General features: G+C 49.4%; 16 protein-coding genes. 6 read left to right on the top strand and 10 right to left on the bottom strand.

Annotation, left to right across the window (positions count from 1 at the left end; genetic code table 11):
* Positions 1-286: 286 nt before the first annotated feature.
* From LVQ76_RS01080 to nagB, 4 genes are all read right to left on the bottom strand, one after another.
* A complete protein-coding gene (locus tag LVQ76_RS01080) occupies positions 287-1039 on the bottom strand; it encodes an HAD-IIA family hydrolase (RefSeq protein WP_034456689.1) in 753 nt (250 codons plus the stop codon).
* 62 nt (positions 1040-1101) lie between these two features.
* Positions 1102-2322, bottom strand: coding sequence for a DNA-binding transcriptional regulator NagC (gene nagC, locus LVQ76_RS01075; RefSeq protein ID WP_232920779.1), 1221 nt, complete (start codon positions 2320-2322; stop codon positions 1102-1104).
* A 7-nt stretch (positions 2323-2329) separates the two neighbouring features.
* Positions 2330-3478, bottom strand: coding sequence for an N-acetylglucosamine-6-phosphate deacetylase (gene nagA / locus LVQ76_RS01070; RefSeq protein WP_151992871.1), 1149 nt, complete (start codon positions 3476-3478; stop codon positions 2330-2332).
* An 83-nt stretch (positions 3479-3561) separates the two neighbouring features.
* The gene (gene nagB, locus LVQ76_RS01065) at positions 3562-4362 is read right to left on the bottom strand and encodes a glucosamine-6-phosphate deaminase (protein WP_064517071.1); all 801 of its coding nucleotides are present in this window, start codon (positions 4360-4362) and stop codon (positions 3562-3564) included.
* A gap of 333 nt (positions 4363-4695) precedes the next feature.
* Between nagB and nagE the strand changes: the two genes are divergently transcribed.
* From nagE to chiQ, 4 genes are all read left to right on the top strand, one after another.
* Positions 4696-6717, top strand: a complete 2022-nt coding sequence (gene nagE, locus LVQ76_RS01060; protein ID WP_232920778.1) for an N-acetylglucosamine-specific PTS transporter subunit IIBC — start codon at positions 4696-4698, stop codon at positions 6715-6717.
* A gap of 176 nt (positions 6718-6893) precedes the next feature.
* On the top strand, positions 6894-8561 hold the full coding sequence (gene glnS, locus LVQ76_RS01055; RefSeq protein ID WP_232864276.1) for a glutamine--tRNA ligase: 1668 nt from the start codon (positions 6894-6896) through the stop codon (positions 8559-8561).
* Positions 8562-9033: 472 nt separating this feature from the next.
* The gene (chiP, locus tag LVQ76_RS01050) at positions 9034-10431 is read left to right on the top strand and encodes a chitoporin ChiP (RefSeq protein ID WP_151992868.1); all 1398 of its coding nucleotides are present in this window, start codon (positions 9034-9036) and stop codon (positions 10429-10431) included.
* Between the two features lie 47 nt (positions 10432-10478).
* Positions 10479-10811: a ChiQ/YbfN family lipoprotein gene (gene chiQ, locus LVQ76_RS01045; RefSeq protein WP_151992867.1), complete on the top strand. Its 333-nt coding sequence runs from the start codon at positions 10479-10481 to the stop codon at positions 10809-10811.
* 89 nt (positions 10812-10900) lie between these two features.
* Here chiQ and fur read toward each other — a convergent pair whose 3' ends face one another.
* The 4 genes from fur to ybfF form a co-directional block, all read right to left on the bottom strand.
* Entirely contained in the window at positions 10901-11353 is a 453-nt protein-coding gene (gene fur / locus LVQ76_RS01040; RefSeq protein WP_034456677.1) for a ferric iron uptake transcriptional regulator, read from the bottom strand.
* A gap of 282 nt (positions 11354-11635) precedes the next feature.
* On the bottom strand, positions 11636-12166 hold the full coding sequence (gene fldA / locus LVQ76_RS01035) for a flavodoxin FldA (RefSeq protein ID WP_034456675.1): 531 nt from the start codon (positions 12164-12166) through the stop codon (positions 11636-11638).
* Positions 12167-12317: 151 nt separating this feature from the next.
* The gene (gene ybfE / locus LVQ76_RS01030) at positions 12318-12599 is read right to left on the bottom strand and encodes a LexA regulated protein (RefSeq protein WP_064517087.1); all 282 of its coding nucleotides are present in this window, start codon (positions 12597-12599) and stop codon (positions 12318-12320) included.
* A gap of 135 nt (positions 12600-12734) precedes the next feature.
* A complete protein-coding gene (gene ybfF / locus LVQ76_RS01025; RefSeq protein ID WP_232920777.1) occupies positions 12735-13511 on the bottom strand; it encodes an esterase in 777 nt (258 codons plus the stop codon).
* A gap of 308 nt (positions 13512-13819) precedes the next feature.
* Between ybfF and seqA the strand changes: the two genes are divergently transcribed.
* Positions 13820-14368 (top strand): replication initiation negative regulator SeqA, encoded by a 549-nt coding sequence (seqA, locus tag LVQ76_RS01020; RefSeq protein ID WP_232920776.1) that lies wholly within the window; start codon positions 13820-13822, stop codon positions 14366-14368.
* 25 nt (positions 14369-14393) lie between these two features.
* Positions 14394-16037 (top strand): phosphoglucomutase (alpha-D-glucose-1,6-bisphosphate-dependent), encoded by a 1644-nt coding sequence (pgm, locus tag LVQ76_RS01015; RefSeq protein WP_232920775.1) that lies wholly within the window; start codon positions 14394-14396, stop codon positions 16035-16037.
* Positions 16038-16087: 50 nt separating this feature from the next.
* Here the strand turns inward: pgm and kdpE are convergent, their stop codons facing one another.
* Positions 16088-16765, bottom strand: coding sequence for a two-component system response regulator KdpE (kdpE, locus tag LVQ76_RS01010; RefSeq protein WP_232865142.1), 678 nt, complete (start codon positions 16763-16765; stop codon positions 16088-16090).
* On the bottom strand, positions 16762-19449 hold the full coding sequence (gene kdpD, locus LVQ76_RS01005; protein WP_232920774.1) for a two-component system sensor histidine kinase KdpD: 2688 nt from the start codon (positions 19447-19449) through the stop codon (positions 16762-16764). Before kdpD ends, kdpE begins: the two co-directional genes overlap by 4 nt.
* Positions 19450-19483 lie beyond the last annotated feature (34 nt).

Below are 19483 nucleotides of genomic sequence, written 5' to 3'. Positions count from 1 at the left end.
CGGGATTCCTTCACTTGCCGCCTTCCTGTAACTCGAATTATTTTGGGTAATAGCTGCGTTGCATGACTATGAAAATGCGCAATCATTGACGTGAAAGCAAGTCCTTTAGCCCTGGAGAGATAAATAGTTCAATGGTGATTGTTGATTACTGAAAAATGATGAGGAAATGAGCGAAATAATTAGCGGATCGGCAATTATTGGTGAAATCGCCAGGCTGGTATTCAGAGAAGGGGAAAAAGATTGGTGAATCGCTAAAACGCCCGGCGAAAACCGGGCGAATCATTAATTAGATAATATCGACTTCGGCAACGGACGGGTAAATCCACGAAGGGCGGAACGGCATGGCATCGATATCGTTCAGCGTTGAAACGCCCGACAGCACCAGAATCGTTTCCAGGCCAGCCTGGAATCCCGCAAGAATATCGGTGCGCAGGTTATCGCCGACAATCACCGTGTGCTCGGAATGCGCCTGCATTTTATTGAGCGCCGCGCGGATAATCCACGGGCTTGGCTTGCCAACACAGAATGGTTTGCGGCCAGAAATTTTCTCGATACCCGCGCAAAGCGCACCACAGGCTGGATAGTAACCACGGCCATGTGTATCAGGGTTAGTCGCAATAAAGCGCGCACCGTTTGCTACGAAGTAGGCGGCCTTGTGCATCATTTCCCAGTTATAAGAGCGGGTTTCACCGACGATGACAAAGTCAGGATTGATATCGGTGATGGTAAAGCCAGCTTTATACAGTTCATGAATCAACGCACCTTCACCGACAACGTACGCTTTTTTTCCTTCCTGACGGCGCAGGAAATCCGCGGTTGCCATTGCGGAGGTATAAAAGACGCTGTCTGGTACATCAATACCCGCGGACGCAAAACGGTTCGCCAGATCTTGACCTGTCTGCGACGGGTAGTTAGTCAGCAGAACCAGCGGCATACCCTTTTCCATGATGCGGGCTAAGAATTCATTAGCACCCGGTACGGCGACGTTATCGTGCATCAGCACACCGTCAATATCACAAATTACATTCTGAATGGTCATTGATTACCTTGGCTCACATTTCAGGAAGGCGTAACTATATCGTAAAAAGGCTCACGGCTGAGTTAACTTTCCAGCAAACGTTGAAGCAGAACGCCATTCAGCATCGAGCGTTTTACCAAAGCAAAGGCACCAATGGCTGAACGGTCATCGAGTTTTGAACGTACGACGGGTAGATTCTTACGGAATGCTTTCAATACCTGTGTATTGATGCATGCTTCGATAGCGGGAAGAAGCACTTTTTCGGCTTCAATGATTTCCCCGGCAATGACCACTTTTTGCGGATTAAACAGGTTAATCGCGATAGAAATGGCTTTGCCTAAGTGGCGACCAACATGTTCAATCACTTCGCAGGCAAGGGCATCACCTTTGTTAGCAGCTTTACAAATCGCAGTAATATCGCAATCTTCAAGTGTCAGGCGGCTGTTATAACCTTGCTCGAGTAAATGGCGCACACGGTGTTCAATAGCAGCATTGGCGGCAATAGTTTCCAGGCAGCCAAAGTTTCCGCAGTGGCAGCGTTCGCCTAATGGGTCAACCTGAATATGGCCAATTTCACCAACGTTACCGTTACGGCCAATAAAAATACGTCCGTTAGACAAAATCCCCGCACCTGTACCACGGTGGACACGCACCAAAATGGAGTCATCGCAATCGTGTGTTGCACCAAAATAGTGCTCAGCAAGCGCCAGGCTACGGATATCGTGACCCACATAGCAAGTCACTTTGAACTGTTTTTCGAGGCTATCGACTAACGACCAGTTATTGACCTGGATATGAGGCATATAACGAATCACACCGCTTTCAGGATCAACCAGGCCTGGCAGGATTACGGAAATCGCAATCAGCTCACGCATTTTACGTGTGTTTTGTTCGATAAATTGAGCAATAGCGTTTAGCAGTGCATGCTCGAGCGTTTCCTGAGTTCGTTCAGGAAGAGAATAATGCTCTTCGGCAATCGGTTTAGCGCTGAGATCAAATAACGTGATAGTTGCATCGTGGCGGCCAAGACGTACGCCAATAGCATGGAAATTGCGGGTTTCAGTGATAATTGAGATAGCGCGGCGGCCCCCGGTGGAAGCCTGTTGATCAACTTCTTTGATCAGCCCGCGCTCAATTAACTGGCGAGTAATTTTCGTGACGCTGGCAGGTGCTAGCTGGCTTTGTTCGGCAATCTGAATGCGAGAAATTGGCCCATGTTGGTCAATCAGGCGATATACCGCCGCGCTATTCAGTTGTTTTACCAGATCGACATTACCAATTTGAGCCTGTCCGCCAGTCGTCATGCCTTAATTACTCAGTTACGACCTCGTTACCATTAACAAAGGTCTTGGTGATTTTAAAATCGCGGGTAAAGGTCGTCAGGTTGGCGACTTTCCCTGCTTCAATAGTACCTAATTGCTGCTCTACACCCATTGCACGGGCAGGGTAGAGGGTGGCCATACGTAAGACTTCGTCTAATGCGATGCCCGCATGCTCAACCAGGTTACACACCCCTTCAATCATCGTCAGGGCTGAACCGCTCAGCGTACCGTTCTCATCTACGCATAAACCATCACGGTAGTATATTGTTTTTCCTGCGAAAATGAACTCATCGATATTTGCGCCTGCCGGAGCAGTTGCATCAGTCACCAGGCACAGCTTATCGCCTTTGACCTTTTTCGCAGTACGAATATTGGCATAGTCCACATGTAAACCATCGGCAATGATACCGCAGTAAACATCTGGCTCATCAAAAATGGCCCCAGCAAGACCCGGTTCGCGGCCAGTAATATATGGCATAGCGTTGAAAAGGTGGGTTGCGAAGGTGATACCAGCACGGAAGCCGACTTTAGCTTCTTTTACAGTGGCATTGGAATGCCCGGCTGAAACGATAATGCCGGAAGCAACCAGTTTACTAATCACTTCAGGCCCAACCATTTCTGGTGCCAAAGTGACTTTAGTGATCACATCTGCGTTTTGGCACAGGAAATCAACCAGTTCTGCATCAGGTTTACGCACGAAGCTTGGATTGTGCGTTCCTTTTTTCACCATGTTTAACCACGGGCCTTCAAGATGCAGACCGAGAGCCTGGTGCTGATATTTCGCCAGGTATTCGCGCATCACTTTCACGCCTTGCTTCATCAGCTCATCGCTGCTGGTGATCAGTGTCGGTAAGTAGCTGGTACAGCCAGAACGCTCGTTGGCTTTCTGCATGATTTCCAGCGTTTCAACGGTAACCGCATCTGCGGAATCGTTGAACTGAACGCCACCACAACCATTAAGCTGCACATCAATAAAACCGGGGGCAATGATTGCACCACCCACATCGCGAGTCTCAATACCCGCAGGGAGATCTGAGCGCGGGCAAACGCGTTCAATTAGGCCGTTCGCGATAACAATCGCGTGATCATCAAGAATTTCATGGCCGGTATAAATCCGACCGTGAGTTAATGCAAACATAATTACCCCCGGTTATACCCGTCATACTTCAAGTTGCAGAGGTGTTGGCTGCAACTCGAATTATTTTGGGTATAAGTTAGTATTTAAAGATCTTTGATGTTTTCCGCTTCGAGCTCATTGAAGTACTTCAGCGTCTTCACTTTGAGTTCCATGGTGGACGGCTCATCACAAACAACCACTGCTTTCGGGTGCAGTTGCAGACAGCTAATGGTCCACATGTGATTCACATTGCCTTCCACTGCTGCTTGCAGAGCTTGCGCTTTCAGATGACCAATGACCAAAATCATCACTTCTTCTGCATCAAGCAGAGTGCCCACGCCCACAGTCAGCGCAAATTTTGGAACCTGAGTAACATCGCCATCAAAGAAACGGGAGTTTGCAACACGGGTGTCATGAGTCAGCGTTTTGATACGAGTACGGGAAGCCAGAGAAGAAGCTGGTTCGTTGAATGCGATGTGACCATCGTTGCCCACGCCACCCATAAACAGGTGAATTTTACCGTATGAGCGAATTTTTTCTTCATAACGACGGCACTCTGCGTCAACATCGTCAGCATTGCCATTCAGCAGGTTGATATTTTCCGCTGGGATATCAACATGATCAAAGAAATTGCGGTGCATGAACGTATGATAGCTTTCCGGATGCTCTTTTGGCAGACCAACGTACTCATCCATATTAAAGGTGACGACGTTTTTAAAGCTAACCTGGCCCGCTTTGTGCATCTCTACCAGCGCTTTATACGCTTCAAGTGGAGTACCACCGGTTGGCAGGCCCAGCACGAAAGGACGATCTGCTGTCGGATTAAACGCATTGATACGCTTAACGATATGGCGTGCTGCCCATTTGCCAACTTGAGCTGGGGTAGCCAGGGGAATCAGTCTCATCATTCACCTCATAAGTTAATAGAAAGTAGCTTTAGCCAGATTGTTATCCGAACCCTCTAAGGGTAAACCAGTTTCGAACCAGTTATTACGGGATCAATCCGTCTTGATTTTTCGGATGATAAAATAAGTTTTAGTCGATAGCTAGCCAAAGGGGAGTGGAATAACAATATTTGGTGATTTTAATCACAAAAAAAGGGTGTTTAATTTGCGATACGAATTAATTTTTCACACACTCTGAAAGTTGGCGAATCTTCGTCATGCTTTCAAGGTTTGTTACACAATAATAAAACTGCTTTGAACGAGCCTTAACGGGGTCTCATAGGGGGAATTAACGTGAGTATTCTAGGTTATATGCAAAAGGTTGGCCGTGCGCTGATGGTGCCGGTAGCCACGCTACCAGCCGCAGCCATATTAATGGGTGTTGGTTACTGGATTGACCCGGTTAGCTGGGGTGGTGATAGCGCATTAGCTGCGTTGTTCATCAAATCTGGTGCTGCAATCATTGACCACATGGGAGTGCTGTTTGCCATTGGTGTGGCTTACGGTATGTCCAAAGATAAAGATGGTGCTGCTGCACTAACCGGTTTTGTCGGTTTCCTGGTTTTGACGACTCTCTGTTCGCCAGCCGCTGTTTCCATGATCAAACACATTCCGTTGGATCAGGTTCCATTGGCGTTCACTAAAATTGAAAACCAATTTGTGGGCATCATGGTGGGGATTATCTCCGCAGAGTTGTACAACCGCTTCAGCAGCGTCGAGTTGCCGAAAGCGTTGTCCTTCTTCAGCGGTCGTCGCCTGGTTCCAATTCTTACCTCCTTTGTGATGATTGCTGTTGCCTTCATCATGATGTTCATCTGGCCAATCGTTTTCAGCGGCCTGGTGAACTTTGGTGAGCACATCCAGAAAATGGGTTCAATTGGCGCAGGTGTTTATGCGTTCTTCAACCGTCTTCTGATTCCAGTTGGCCTGCATCACGCTCTGAACTCCGTGTTCTGGTTTGATGTTGCAGGTATTAACGATATTCCTAAATTCCTTGGCGGTGCTAAATCTATCGCTGAAGGTACTGGTATCGTTGGTATTACTGGTCGCTATCAGGCTGGCTTCTTCCCAATCATGATGTTTGGCCTTCCAGGTGCTGCATTGGCAATTTACCACTGCGCGCGTCCTGAAAATAAAGCCAAAGTTTTGGGTATCATGATGGCGGGTGCGTTTGCTGCCTTCTTTACTGGTATCACCGAACCGTTAGAATTCTCCTTCATGTTCGTGGCTCCAGTTCTGTATCTGATTCACGCAGTGCTGACCGGTATCTCTGTATTTATCGCAGCAAGCATGCATTGGATTGCTGGTTTCGGCTTCAGTGCGGGTCTGGTGGATATGGTGCTTTCTACCCGTAACCCACTGGCGACTCACTGGTACATGCTGATCCCACAAGGCATCGTGTTCTTCGTGATTTACTACGTGGTCTTCCGTTTCACTATCAACAAATTCAATCTGTTGACTCCAGGTCGTGAACTGGCTGTTGCAGGTGATGAAGCTGATGGCCAGGACGTGAATGTTAGCGCCAACGCCTCTCAAGATGTAACTGAGTTGGCTCGTCAGTACATCGCAGCGGTAGGTGGTTCAGCTAACCTGACAGGTATTGATGCATGTATCACTCGTCTGCGTCTGAACGTGAAAGACTCTTCATTGGTTAATGAAGCGTTGGCGAAACGTCTGGGTGCAACCGGTGTTATCCGTCTGAACAAAACCAGCGTGCAAATCATCGTCGGCTTTGTAGCTGAGAAGATTGCCAACTCCATGAAGACTGTAGGTGAAGTTGCAGCTGCTCCTGTTAGTGCTGCTACCGCGGCGCCAGTGGCTGCTGCTAAACCACAAGCAGTTCCAAATGCTGTAACCATTGCTGCTCTGGTTTCACCAGTGACAGGTGATGTGGTTGCGCTGGACCAGGTTCCTGATGAAGCCTTCGCCAGCAAAGCAGTTGGTGATGGTGTTGCTGTTAAGCCAACTGGAAAAACAGTTGTCGCTCCAGCTGCCGGTACTATCGTAAAAATCTTTAATACCAACCATGCGTTCTGCCTGGAAACCGAGAAAGGTGCTGAGATCGTTGTCCATATGGGCATTGATACCGTTGCACTGAACGGCCAGGGCTTTACTCGTCTGGTAGAAGAGGGTGCTGAAGTGGTTGCAGGCCAGCCGATTCTGGAAATGGATCTTGATTTCCTGAATGCGAATGCCCGCTCCATGATTAGCCCAGTAGTTTGTAGCAACATCGACGACTACAGTGGTCTGGTACTCCAGGCACAAGGTTCTGTTGTTGCGGGGCAAACACCTCTGTACGAAATTAAAGGCAAATAATCGCTCCTGAGTCATAGATTGTGCCTTTAGCGGCTGGAGATTTTCTCCAGCCGCTTTTTTGTTCCTCTAGCACGCCACCCGCCTATACCCTTATTTATGCAACTAAAGGTTGTTTCCGACGCTTGCTTATAAGATCATGTGCCGATAACTAAAGTTTTTGCACAGAGGAACCCGCGATGAGTGAGGCTGAAGCCCGCCCAACTAACTTTATTCGCCAGATAATCGATGAAGATTTGGCTAATGGTAAGCACAACAGCATTTGCACCCGTTTCCCGCCAGAGCCAAATGGTTATCTGCATATCGGCCATGCAAAATCCATCTGCCTGAACTTTGGTATCGCCCAAGATTATCAAGGCCAGTGCAACCTGCGTTTCGATGACACCAACCCGGCAAAAGAAGACATCGAATTCGTAGATTCCATCAAGCATGACGTCGAATGGTTAGGTTTCCATTGGTCTGGTGACGTGCGCTACTCCTCCAATTATTTCGATCAACTGTTCAACTATGCTGTTGAGCTGATCAATAAAGGGCTGGCGTACGTGGATGAACTGTCGCCTGAGCAGATCCGTGAGTATCGCGGCTCATTGACATCTCCGGGTAAAAACAGCCCTTACCGTGACCGCAGCGTGGAAGAAAACCTCGCGCTGTTTGAGAAAATGCGTAACGGTGAGTTCGCTGAAGGGACTGCGTGCCTGCGTGCGAAAATCGATATGGCATCGCCATTTATCGTGATGCGTGACCCGGTAATTTATCGTATTAAATTCGCCGAACACCACCAGACCGGCAACAAGTGGTGCATCTACCCGATGTACGACTTCACCCACTGCATTTCCGATGCGCTGGAAGGCATTACGCACTCCCTGTGTACGCTGGAATTCCAGGACAACCGTCGTCTGTATGACTGGGTGTTGGATAACATCACAATTCCTGCGCATCCGCGTCAGTACGAGTTCTCTCGCCTGAATCTCGAATACGCCATCATGTCTAAGCGTAAGCTGAACCAGCTGGTGACTGAGAAGGTTGTAGAGGGCTGGGATGACCCACGTATGCCAACCATCTCGGGTCTGCGTCGTCGTGGTTATACTGCCGCTTCTATTCGTGAGTTCTGTAAGCGCATTGGTGTGACTAAGCAAGATAACACGGTTGAAATGGCATCTCTGGAATCTTGTATCCGTGATGACCTGAACGAGAACGCACCACGCGCTATGGCTGTTCTCGACCCGGTTAAAGTTATCATTGAAAACTTCCCACAGGGTGAAGTTGAAATGGTAACGATGCCTAACCATCCTAACAAACCAGAGATGGGTAGCCGTCAAGTGCCATTTAGCCGTGAGATCTATATCGATCGTGCTGACTTCCGTGAAGAAGCTAACAAGCAATATAAGCGTCTGGTGTTGGGCAAAGAAGTACGCCTGCGTAATGCATATGTGATTAAAGCCGATCGCGTTGAGAAAGATGAAGCAGGTAATATCACCATGCTGCATTGCTCCTACGATCCGGACACATTAAGCAAAGACCCAGCTGATGGCCGTAAAGTTAAAGGTGTGATTCATTGGGTGAGTGCGGAACACGCATTGCCTGTTGAGATTCGCCTTTATGACCGCCTCTTCAGTGTTGCAAACCCAGGGGCTGCGGAAGATTTCCTTGCAACGATTAACCCGGAATCACTGGTTATCAAACAAGGCTTCGTCGAACCAAGTCTGCAAAATGCCGAAAAAGGCAAAGCGTATCAGTTCGAGCGCGAAGGTTATTTCTGCCTGGATTGCCGTTATGCAACTGCCGAAAAACTGGTATTTAACCGTACCGTTGGCTTGCGTGATACCTGGGCGAAAATGGGCGAATAGCCCCTTTTTACTAAGTCAATATCTGACAAAAACGCCGCAAATTGCGGCGTTTTTTTTCGCTTTATAATCATTTGCTTAAATAAATCTTCACATTCGCGTTGCGAATTAATGTTATTTACACTTCTTCCTTTCAACTTTTTATGGTCAACCTCGGAACATTAAAAATTCTTATTTTAATTATGTGAGCGCTCTCATGTAGAGTTTTGTATTTTATAAATAGTAATTATCAAGATAAAACTCTCAAGGCATGATTTGTTACAAATACTCATAAATTATGTGCTCTCTGTCATAATATCGGAATGAACTCTTACAAAGTCATTGATAATTCGCGTCGCGAAAAATAGTCTTAAGGGCAGCAGTAATGCGGGCAAATATTCATAACCGCTTTAGCCGTTAGGCATTTTTACTTTTTTTCGCCATAAGGCGTCTTTTAACGTCCGGCGATTATTGATACGTCAAAGAGGAATAATATATGCGTACGTTTAGTGGCAAACGTAGTGCACTGGCGCTTGCAATTGCAGGTGTCACGGCTCTTTCAGGACTGGTAGTCATCCCTCAGGCAAGCGCAGCAGGCTTTGTGGATGACTCAACTCTGACCGGTGGTGTTTATTACTGGCAGCGTGAGCGTGACCGTAAAGATGTTACGACTGATAAATATGAAACTAACCTTGCGCATTCCACCTGGAACGCCAATCTGGACTTCCAGTCTGGTTTCGCCGCTGACATGTTCGGTCTGGATATTGCGGCCTTTACTGCTATCGAAATGGCAGAAAATGGTGATAGCGGTCACCCTAACGAAATCGCATTCTCCTCTGTAAACAAAGCTTACGATGAAGATTTCTCCGGTGATAAAAGTGGCATTAGCCTTTATAAAGCCGCAGCTAAATTCAAATACGGCCCGGTTTGGGCGCGTGGCGGTTACATTCAGCCAACCGGCCAAACCTTGCTCGCACCACACTGGAGCTTCATGCCTGGTACTTACCAGGGCGCTGAAGCCGGTGCAAACTTTGATTACGGCGATTCTGGTGCGCTGAGCTTCTCCTACATGTGGACCAACGAGTATAAAGCTCCATGGCACCTGGAAATGGACAAGTTCTATCAGAATGACAAAAACACCAAAGTTGAATATTTACACTCTCTTGGTGCGAAGTATGACTTCAAAAATGATTTCATTCTCGAAGCGGCATTTGGGCAGGCTGAAGGCTACGTTGATCAGTACTTCACCAAAGCAAGCTACAAATTTGATATCGCGGGTAGCCCGTTAACAACCAGCTACCAGTTCTACGGTACGCGTGACAAAGTTTCTGATGGCAGCGTTAACGATCTGTACGATGGCACTGCATGGTTGCAGGCATTGACTCTTGGATACAGAGTTGGACAGGTTGATTTGCGTCTTGAAGGAACTATTGTGAAGGCCGATGGCCAGCAAGGTTACTTCCTGCAGCGTATGACCCCAACTTATGCATCTTCAAACGGTCGTCTTGATGTGTGGTGGGATAACCGCTCTGACTTCAACGCCAACGGTGAAAAAGCAGTATTTGCAGGCGCGATGTATGACCTGAGCAACTGGAACCTGGCCGGTTGGGCAGTGGGTGCTTCTTATGTGTACGCATGGGATGCTAAACCAAGCTCTAAACCAACCACTGACGGTTACTACGATGCGGATAATCGCCTGAAAGAATCTGCATACAGCCTTGATGCGTTGTACACCGTTCAGGATGGTCGCGCGAAAGGCACGCTGTTCAAACTGCACTTCACTCAGTACGACAACCATTCAGACATCCCAAGCTGGGGCGGTGGTTACGGCAACATCTTCCAGGATGAGCGTGACGTGAAATTCATCGTCATCGCACCGTTCACCATCTTCTGATTCGAATCCGGGCGTGAAAGCGCCCGGTTTTCTTAAGGATATCAAGCATGAAAAAAATCGTACTGACTATGGTGATGGCGTTAGGTTTGAGTGCGTGTGCGCAGCAGCAACCTAAAACGGCTCCGGAAGATACAAAACTAAAGCAAGCGTATAGTGCCTGTATTAACACCGCAGAAGGCAATCCGGATAAAATTCAGGCCTGCCAAAGTGTATTGAATGTGTTGGCTCAGGAGAAGGAACACCAGGAGTTTGCGAAGAAAGAAACGGTTCGCACCCTGGATTACCAAAACTGCATTCAGGCAACACGTACTGGTAATGACCAGGCTGTGAAAGCAAAATGCGATAAAATCTGGCAAGAGATTCGCGCTAACAATAAGTAATCGCTGAATTCAGGCAATAAAAAAACCGGTGACCTTACTCACCGGTTTTTTTACATCTGGCATCTGAATCCGATGCCAAAATATGCAGATTACTTTTCGCTGATTTCGTGTGCGTTTTCGTCGGTACGGCAATCACCTTCAGCGCAGTGACCATACAGGTACAGGCTGTGGTTAGTCAGACGAATACCATGACGAGACGCGATTTCACGCTGGCGGGCTTCAATTGAATCATCACTGAATTCAATTACTTTGCCGCAGTCCAGGCAAATCAGGTGGTCATGGTGATGCTGTTGTGTAAGTTCGAACACGGATTTGCCGCCTTCGAAGTTATGGCGAGTCACAATGCCTGCATCATCAAACTGGTTTAATACACGATAAACTGTGGCGAGACCAATCTCTTCGCCCATATCAATCAGACGTTTATATAAGTCTTCCGCACTGACGTGATGGTTCACCGGCCCCTGCAACACTTCAAGGATTTTTAATCGCGGAAGCGTGACTTTCAGGCCGGCCTTCTTTAATGCGGTATTGTTGTCAGTCATGCGGAAATTGTCCTGTTGCTTAACGATTCGCTCGGACTCAGGGTGAGCGTTAAGATGAATGCGTCTCATTATAGAACTGCCACTTCTAAATGGGAACCGCAAGTATTATGCATAATCAAGCTAAGAAATGGCGGTTGAGTCGCGATTTGATTGCCTTGTTAGCTATTTTGTCAGGAGTTCATTGTACAGGGACAAACTGAAAAGTTAAAAATTTGTAGCAATTATTTTAATCGGAAATAACTATCAATGTGGCGCAACCTAATAGTTGCGCCACATCTGGAATCAGGCGTTGATGATATCAGCCAGGTTCAGTTCTTCAGAAACTTGTTTGACCCACTTCTGAACACGTTCAGCAGTCAGTTCTGGTTGACGGTCTTCGTCAATCGCCAGACCAACAAAGTGGTCATCGTCTGCAAGACCTTTAGATGCTTCGAAATGGTAACCAGCAGTTGGCCAGTGACCGACGATTGCTGCACCACGCGGCTCAATGATGTCGCGGATAGTGCCTAATGCGTCACAGAAGTATTCTGCGTAGTCTTCCTGGTCACCGCAACCGAACAGCGCGACCAGTTTGCCATTGAAATCAACTTCTTCCAGAGTTGGGAAGAAATCGTCCCAATCACACTGGGCTTCGCCGTAATACCATGTTGGAATGCCGAGAAGCAGAATGTCGAAGCCTTCCAGGTCTTCTTTGCTGCTCTTAGCAATGTCATGCACCTCAGCAACATCTTTACCGAGCTGTTTTTGAATCATCTTCGCGATATTTTCGGTGTTACCAGTGTCGCTGCCGAAAAAAATGCCTACGATTGCCATGAGTAAAATAACCTCTTGATACTTAATGGTATGGTGGCTGCTATTTGGCCACAGATAGGGCAATCATAGCAGAACACTTCGTGGTGCGGAAACTGCTATCGCCCCGGTGTGCACAGACTGCAAAATTGCATACCAGGGCATAGCACTAAAACTAACTGAGATGTTGCTTCAGTTGTTCGAGAAGTATCTCTTCAATCAATTCACTACGACTGATATTGCGCGCTTCAGCCAACTGATTGAGAGCATCTACCGCATCGTTATTGAGCTTTAGCTCCACTCGCTTCAGGCCGCGTACTTTATCGCGCTTGAGCTGGTTGCGTTTGTTGATACGCAATTGCTCATCACGCGTTAGCGGATTGGTTTTTGGTCGCCCCGGGCGACGCTCGTCCGCGAACAGATCTAATGTAGTACGGTCCGTTTGTTCTTTTGCCATGATTAGACTACTGACAGGGAATTCAGGTGGCACGGAGCGGGGTGCTCTGGCGCAATTTAGCGCGCAATCATACATCAGCATGGCTTGCGCGCCAACGCGTTAGCCGCAACTTGCGGCCAGTCGGTTTGTTTTTAATCAGTTTGTTGCGGATTCGTCGATAAAACGATGGATTGCGCGCAAAACAGCATCAGGTTTTTCAGCATGAACCCAGTGACCGGCCCCGGCCACGACGTGCGCACGTGCCTGCGGGAACTGCGAAAGCAACTGGCTACGATGTGATTCATCAACATAAGGAGACGCCCCGCCGCGAATAAATAGCGCGGGTTCATTCCATGCAGGAATGTTTTCCCAGCCGACAATATTCTCATATTGGTCCCACAATACCGGCACGTTGAATTTCCATGTGCCATCGGCAAAGGATTTCAGCAAAAACTGGATCACACCTTCTTCATCAAGATGCTCGCGCATAACGGTCGCGGCCTGCTGGCGAGTTTTAACATCTGCCTCGGTAACTGCATTAATCGCTGCGAAAATTTCATCGTGGCGCCGAACTTGATAATCCACTGGGGCAATGTCAATCAGCACTAGTTTATCAATACGTTCCGGGGCAATAGCAGTCAGTGCCATTGCCACTTTGCCACCCATTGAATGGCCAATAATAATGGCTTTTTCAATGCCATACTCGTCGAGCGTTTCGACGACGTCTTGCGCCATCGCGGCGTAGTTCATCTCTTCGCTTCGTGGCGATAACCCGTGGTTGCGTAGATCGATTTGCAGTAAATCATGATCCTTCCCAAGGTCACGGGCCAGCACGCCCAGGTTATCAAGGCTACCAAAAAGACCGTGAATAAGGACGATGGGGGAATTACTAGTCGATTGTTGCGCAGTTTGCAGGCGAGCATTCAATTTCATGGCAAAGTTCTTTTTTTTTACTTCGTGTGGTTAGGGTATCATAACGGCATCCTGCCGCACTGCCGCAAATTTCCAGTTTAGTCTGACTTTGTGGTGTGACAAAAGCTTGGCGCTACCCGAGGTTGGGTTTTGTACTTATAATCCCAACAACTTGTATACCCGTCATACTTCAAGTTGCAGGGGTGTTGGCTGCACTCACAAACCCCAGTCACTTACTTTAGTAAGCTCCTGGGGATTTGCTCCCTTGCCGCCTACCTGTAACTCGAATTATTTGGGTCAATTCAGAAAAGATATCGCACTGGATTAAGATGAAAACAATTGAAGTTGATGACGAGCTCTATCGCTATATTGCCAGCCACACGCAGCACATTGGTGAAAGCGCGTCCGATATTTTACGGCGCATGTTGAAATTTACCGCCGGCCAAACTCCAGCTACACCAGCAACTACCGGTCAGACGGCGGCAACTGCTGCACCTGCTCCGGAAGCCAAACCCGTAAATAAAGCACGCGATCGCGTTCGTGCGGTTCGTGAATTACTGCTGTCCGATGAATATGCGGAGCAAAAGAAAGCGGTTAACCGTTTCATGATGGTGCTTTCAACTCTGTATACACTTGATGCTCAAGCTTTTGGTGAAGCGACTGAATCGCTGCATGGTCGTACACGTGTCTATTTTGCAGGTAATGAACAGACGTTGCTGCAAAACGGAAACCAGACCAAACCTAAGCATGTTCCAGGAACGCCATACTGGGTTATTACTAACACCAATACTGGTCGTAAATGCAGCATGGTCGAACACATCATGCAATCAATGCAGTTCCCAGCGGAATTGATTGAAAAGGTTTGCGGCACAATTTAACACCTCGCGTCAGAAGGAAAGGCCAATGGCTAACCACCCTCGTGCAGGACAACCGGCACAACAGAGCGATTTGATTAACGTAGCCCAACTGACGGCCCAGTATTATGTACTGAAGCCTGAAGTGGGGAATAGCGAACATGCGGTGAAGTTCGGGACATCCGGTCACCGTGGTAGTGCGGCACGTCAAAACTTCAACGAGCCTCACATTCTGGCAATTGCTCAGGCGATTGCAGAAGATCGTGCAAAAAATGGCATTACCGGGCCGTGCTACGTGGGGAAAGATACCCACGCGCTGTCTGAACCTGCGTTTATCTCCGTACTGGAAGTGCTGGCTGCGAACGGTGTGGATGTCATTGTGCAGCAGGCGAATGGCTACACGCCAACGCCAGCTATCTCTCACGCCATTCTGACGCATAACAAAAATGGCGGTGCACTGGCAGACGGTATCGTTATTACGCCTTCACACAACCCGCCTGATGATGGTGGTATCAAATACAATCCACCAAATGGTGGACCGGCTGATACTAATGTCACCAAAGTTGTTGAAGATCGTGCCAATGCATTGCTGGCCGCAGGTCTGAAAGACGTGAAACGTATCTCTCTTGATCAGGCGTGGAAAAGTGGCCACGTACAAGAGCAAGATCTGGTGCAGCCGTTTATTGAAGGGCTGGTGGATATCGTTGATATGGCCGCCATCCAGAAAGCGGGCCTGAAGCTGGGTGTTGATCCACTCGGTGGTTCCGGTATCGAATACTGGCAGCGCATCGCCAAACACTACAATCTGGATCTGACGATTGTTAACGATCACGTCGATCAAACCTTCCGCTTTATGCATCTAGACAAAGATGGCGCGATCCGCATGGATTGTTCATCCGAGTGCGCAATGGAAGGTCTGCTGGCGCTGCGTGACAAGTTCGACCTGGCTTTCGCCAATGACCCGGATTACGACCGCCACGGTATCGTCACTCCTGCAGGTTTGATGAACCCAAATCACTATCTTGCTGTTGCGATTAACTATCTGTTCCAGCACCGCCCGCAGTGGGGCAAAGATGTTGCCGTCGGTAAAACACTGGTTTCTTCTGCAATGATTGACCGCGTGGTTAACGATTTGGGCCGCAAACTGGTAGAAGTACCGGTTGGTTTCAAATGGTTTGTCGACGGTTTGTTTGACGGCAGCTTCGGTTTTGGTGGCGAAGAGAGCGCTGGGGCATCGTTCCTGCGCTTTGACGGTACACCTTGGTCGACGGATAAAGATGGCATCATTATGTGCCTGCTGGCGGCAGAAATTACAGCCGTAACCGGTAAAAACCCGCAACAGCATTACGACGAACTGGCTGAACGCTTCGGCGCGCCAAGCTACAACCGCCTACAGGCTTCCGCCACTTCCGCTCAGAAAGCGGCGCTGTCTAAACTCTCCCCAGAAATGGTGAGCGCAAGCACCCTGGCGGGTGACCCGATCACCGCACGCTTAACGGCGGCTCCGGGCAACGGCGCATCCATCGGCGGCCTGAAAGTGATGACTGAAAACGGCTGGTTTGCGGCGCGTCCTTCCGGTACGGAAGACGCGTACAAAATCTATTGTGAAAGTTTCTTAGGCGCAGAGCATCGCCTGCAAATTGAGAAAGAAGCGGTAGAAATTGTCAACGAAGTGCTGAAAAACGCGAAGTAATTTGTAGAGTTTAAGAGGGCGCCGTAAGGCGCCTTTTTTGTTTGTCGGATCTACAACATGAACCGATAACCAATCCCCGTTTCCGTCAACAAATGCGCCGGGCGCGCAGGATCGTTTTCCAATTTCTGCCGCAAATGCCCCATATAAATCCGCAAATAATGGCTGTGTTCCACCGCGTTCGGCCCCCAAACCTGGTTGAGCAACTGGCGCTGCGTCAGCACTTTTCCATGGTTATTGATAAGCGTGGCGAGCAGGCGAAATTCAATCGGCGTGAGGTGGATTTCTGCACCATCGCGGGTAATGCGGCGGTTCGCGAGATCAACGCTGATATTTGAAAACTGATAAACCGGGTCGGGCTGCGCAAGACTTGCATGGCGACGTAAGACTACGCGCAGTCGCGCTTGCAGCTCACCAATACCAAAGGGTTTGCTGAGATAGTCATCGGCGCCGGCATCCAGGGCATCAATCTTCACCTGTTCGTCGCTTCGAGCTGAAAGCACCACAATCGGCGTCTGGCTCCACTGGCGAAAATCGCGGATAAAATCAATGCCGTCACCATCTGGCAAACCAAGATCGAGAATGACTAAATCGGGCTTGCGCGTTGCGGCTTCCAGCAAACCACGTTGCAATGTTTCTGCTTCATGTACGCGTAGCGATTCGGCTTCCAGCGCAGTGCGCAGAAAACGACGGATCTCTTTTTCGTCTTCAACAATCAAAACTGATATCACATAACCTCGTTCATCTCAGCCAGCTCAGGTGGTGGGGGCAGAGGTAAAATAACATGAAAACTGGCTCCGCCTTCTGGTCGGTTGGCTGCAATAATTTTCCCATCGTGAACTTCGACAATCGCCCGGCAAATTGCCAGACCCAATCCGACACCAGGAATGGCTGACTCTTTGTTGCCACGGGAAAATTTATCAAAAATCTTCTGTTCTTGCCCAGTTGGAATGCCTGGGCCGCTGTCCCAGACTTCCAGATCGAGTTTATCAGCCGATGCCTGCGCGCGAATGCCAATTTCCGCTTTATACCCGGCGTATTTCACGGCGTTTTCCAGCAGATTTATTAACACGCGCTCAAACAGCGGGCCATCAACATGAATCAATAACAGCGGGTCAGGCAACGCCAAATCAATATGCCGCCCGCCGAGTCCTGGCTCCAGCATTTTTAACGCGCTGCCGACCACTTCTTCCAGCGTCAGCCACTCTTTGCGCAGATTAAATCCACCGGACTGAATCCGCGCCATATCCAGTAAGTTGTTCACCAGGCGCGTGGTATTGAGGACGTGCTGGCGAATATCGTTGGCTTGCGGAGCGTGTTTCGAACCTTCAGAGGCCAGATCTAACGTCAGAATTTCTGCCTGACCAAAAAGCACTGTCAGGGGAGTGCGCAAGTCGTGTGAAAGTGCTGCAAGCAACGAGTTGCGCACTTGTTCTCGCTCACTGGAAAGTCGGGCTTGTTCTTCGCTGGCGGTCAGTAACAATCGCTCCAGTGCAGTCGCCGCCAGTAACGTGAAGGTCTCCAGTAACCGTTGCTGCTCGGGGATCATTAACTGGCGTAAATTATTCGGTTCGACAATTAACAGGCCGAGAGTTTTTTCCGGTGTTTTTAGCGGCAGAATTTGATACGGCACACCGGGCAGTGTATCCGTGCCGGCACCGGCTGGTTGGCCTTTATCAAAGCTCCAACGCGCTATAGCTTCGTCCCAGTTTTGAGGTTCGCCCCTGGCATTTACCCGCTCTAATTGGCCATTTTCGTTGGGCAGCAATAACTGTGTACGGGCATTGAAACTGTTATTGATAAATAGCTCGCTGGTGGCCGCAATATCCTGCGGAGTGCGTTCTGCGGCGAGGGCTTTCGACATCTCATAAAGATGACGTGTGCGCTGTTCGCGATAACGGGCAATTCGTGCCTGATAACGCACCCCCGCGGTGAGATTACCGATAACGAGGCCGACCGTTAGCATCACGGCGAACGTTAGCAGGTACTGAATATCAGAAACCGCCAGCGTGCCATGGGGGGCAATAAAAAAGAGATCAAAACTAAGAACGCTTATCACAGTTGCCAGCACCGAAGGCCAGCGCCCGTAGAATAGCGCGACGATAACGACACCCAGCAAATAGAGCATCACCAGGTTGGCGGCATCGAAGTCCATCAGCCACTGATTGGCAATAAACGTTGTGATGGCACATAAAGCAATCGCCACCCCGCAGCCGCGTAACTGCACGCGCCATTTTTCCGCAAAGCTGCGCGAGTCCGTGGCTGATGGTGACGCTGATGCGGGTTTATCGTCGAGGGCGACGATCACTAAATCGAGGTCTGGGGCACGGCGGGCTAAACGATCGGCAAAGGATTCCCGGCTCCAGAAGCGACGAGTGGTGCGCCTGCCGATAATAATCTTGCCGAGATTGTGCTCGCGTGCGTAACGCAAAATCGCTTTATCTTCTGCCGGATCGGCAAGTGTGGTGGTCTCTGCCCCCAACTCTTGAGCGAGGCGAAGCGAAGCTAAAATAGCGCGACGTTGATGTTCAGGTAAACGGTGAAGCTGTGGCGTTTCGACATACACGGCGTGCCAGATGCTACCTAGTTTTGCTGCCAGGCGTGCGGCGGTACGAACCAGTTTCTCATTGCCAGAACTGTGGCCGATACACAACAAAATGGCATCACGCGTGTGCCAGACTTTCTCTTCGCCCTGGTTATCACGCCATGCCCGCATTTGGTCGTCAACGCGATCGGCGGTGCGGCGCAGTGCCAGTTCACGCAGCGCAATCAAATTCCCTTTCCGGAAGAAGTGCTCAATGGCGCGTTCGGCCTGGCCTGCGATATACACTTTGCCTTCGTGCAGACGCTGGCGTAAATCATCGGGCGGCAAGTCGACCAGCACGATTTCATCGGCAGCATCAAAAATAGGGTCGGGTACCGTTTCGCGTACTTGAATCCCGGTCACGCCGCCGACAATATCGTTGAGGCTTTCAAGATGCTGCACGTTGACGGTGGTAAATACATCAATCCCGGCATCCAGTAACTCGTCCACATCCTGCCAGCGCTTAGGGTGACGCGAACCGGGCGCATTGCTGTGCGCCAGTTCGTCCATCAGAATCAGCGCCGGGTTACGCGCTAGTGCAGCGTCGAGGTCGAACTCATGAACCCAGCGTCCACGATGGTGCGTGCGCCTGGCGGGCAGCAGATCCAGCCCGTCAAGCAATGCAGCCGTCTCTTTACGCCCGTGAGTTTCCACCACGCCAATCAAAATACCTAGCCCTTGTGCGCGCAGGCGCTGCGCTTCCTGGAGCATGGCGTAGGTTTTCCCCACGCCCGCACAGGCACCGAAAAATATTTTCAGCTTCCCGCGTGTTGGGCGGCTAACCTGCTCTAGCAGCTTATCCGGATCGGGGCGCTGCGGTTCCTGCGTCATAACAACTCCTTTGAGCCTGGCTTTGGTAGATGTC

Origin of the sequence: Buttiauxella cochleicola, assembly GCF_021283185.1 — a bacterium.
Lineage (GTDB): Bacteria > Pseudomonadota > Gammaproteobacteria > Enterobacterales > Enterobacteriaceae > Buttiauxella > Buttiauxella massiliensis.
The sequence above is the reverse complement of the archived record's forward strand: the minus strand, read 5'-3'. Positions and strand labels throughout refer to the sequence as shown.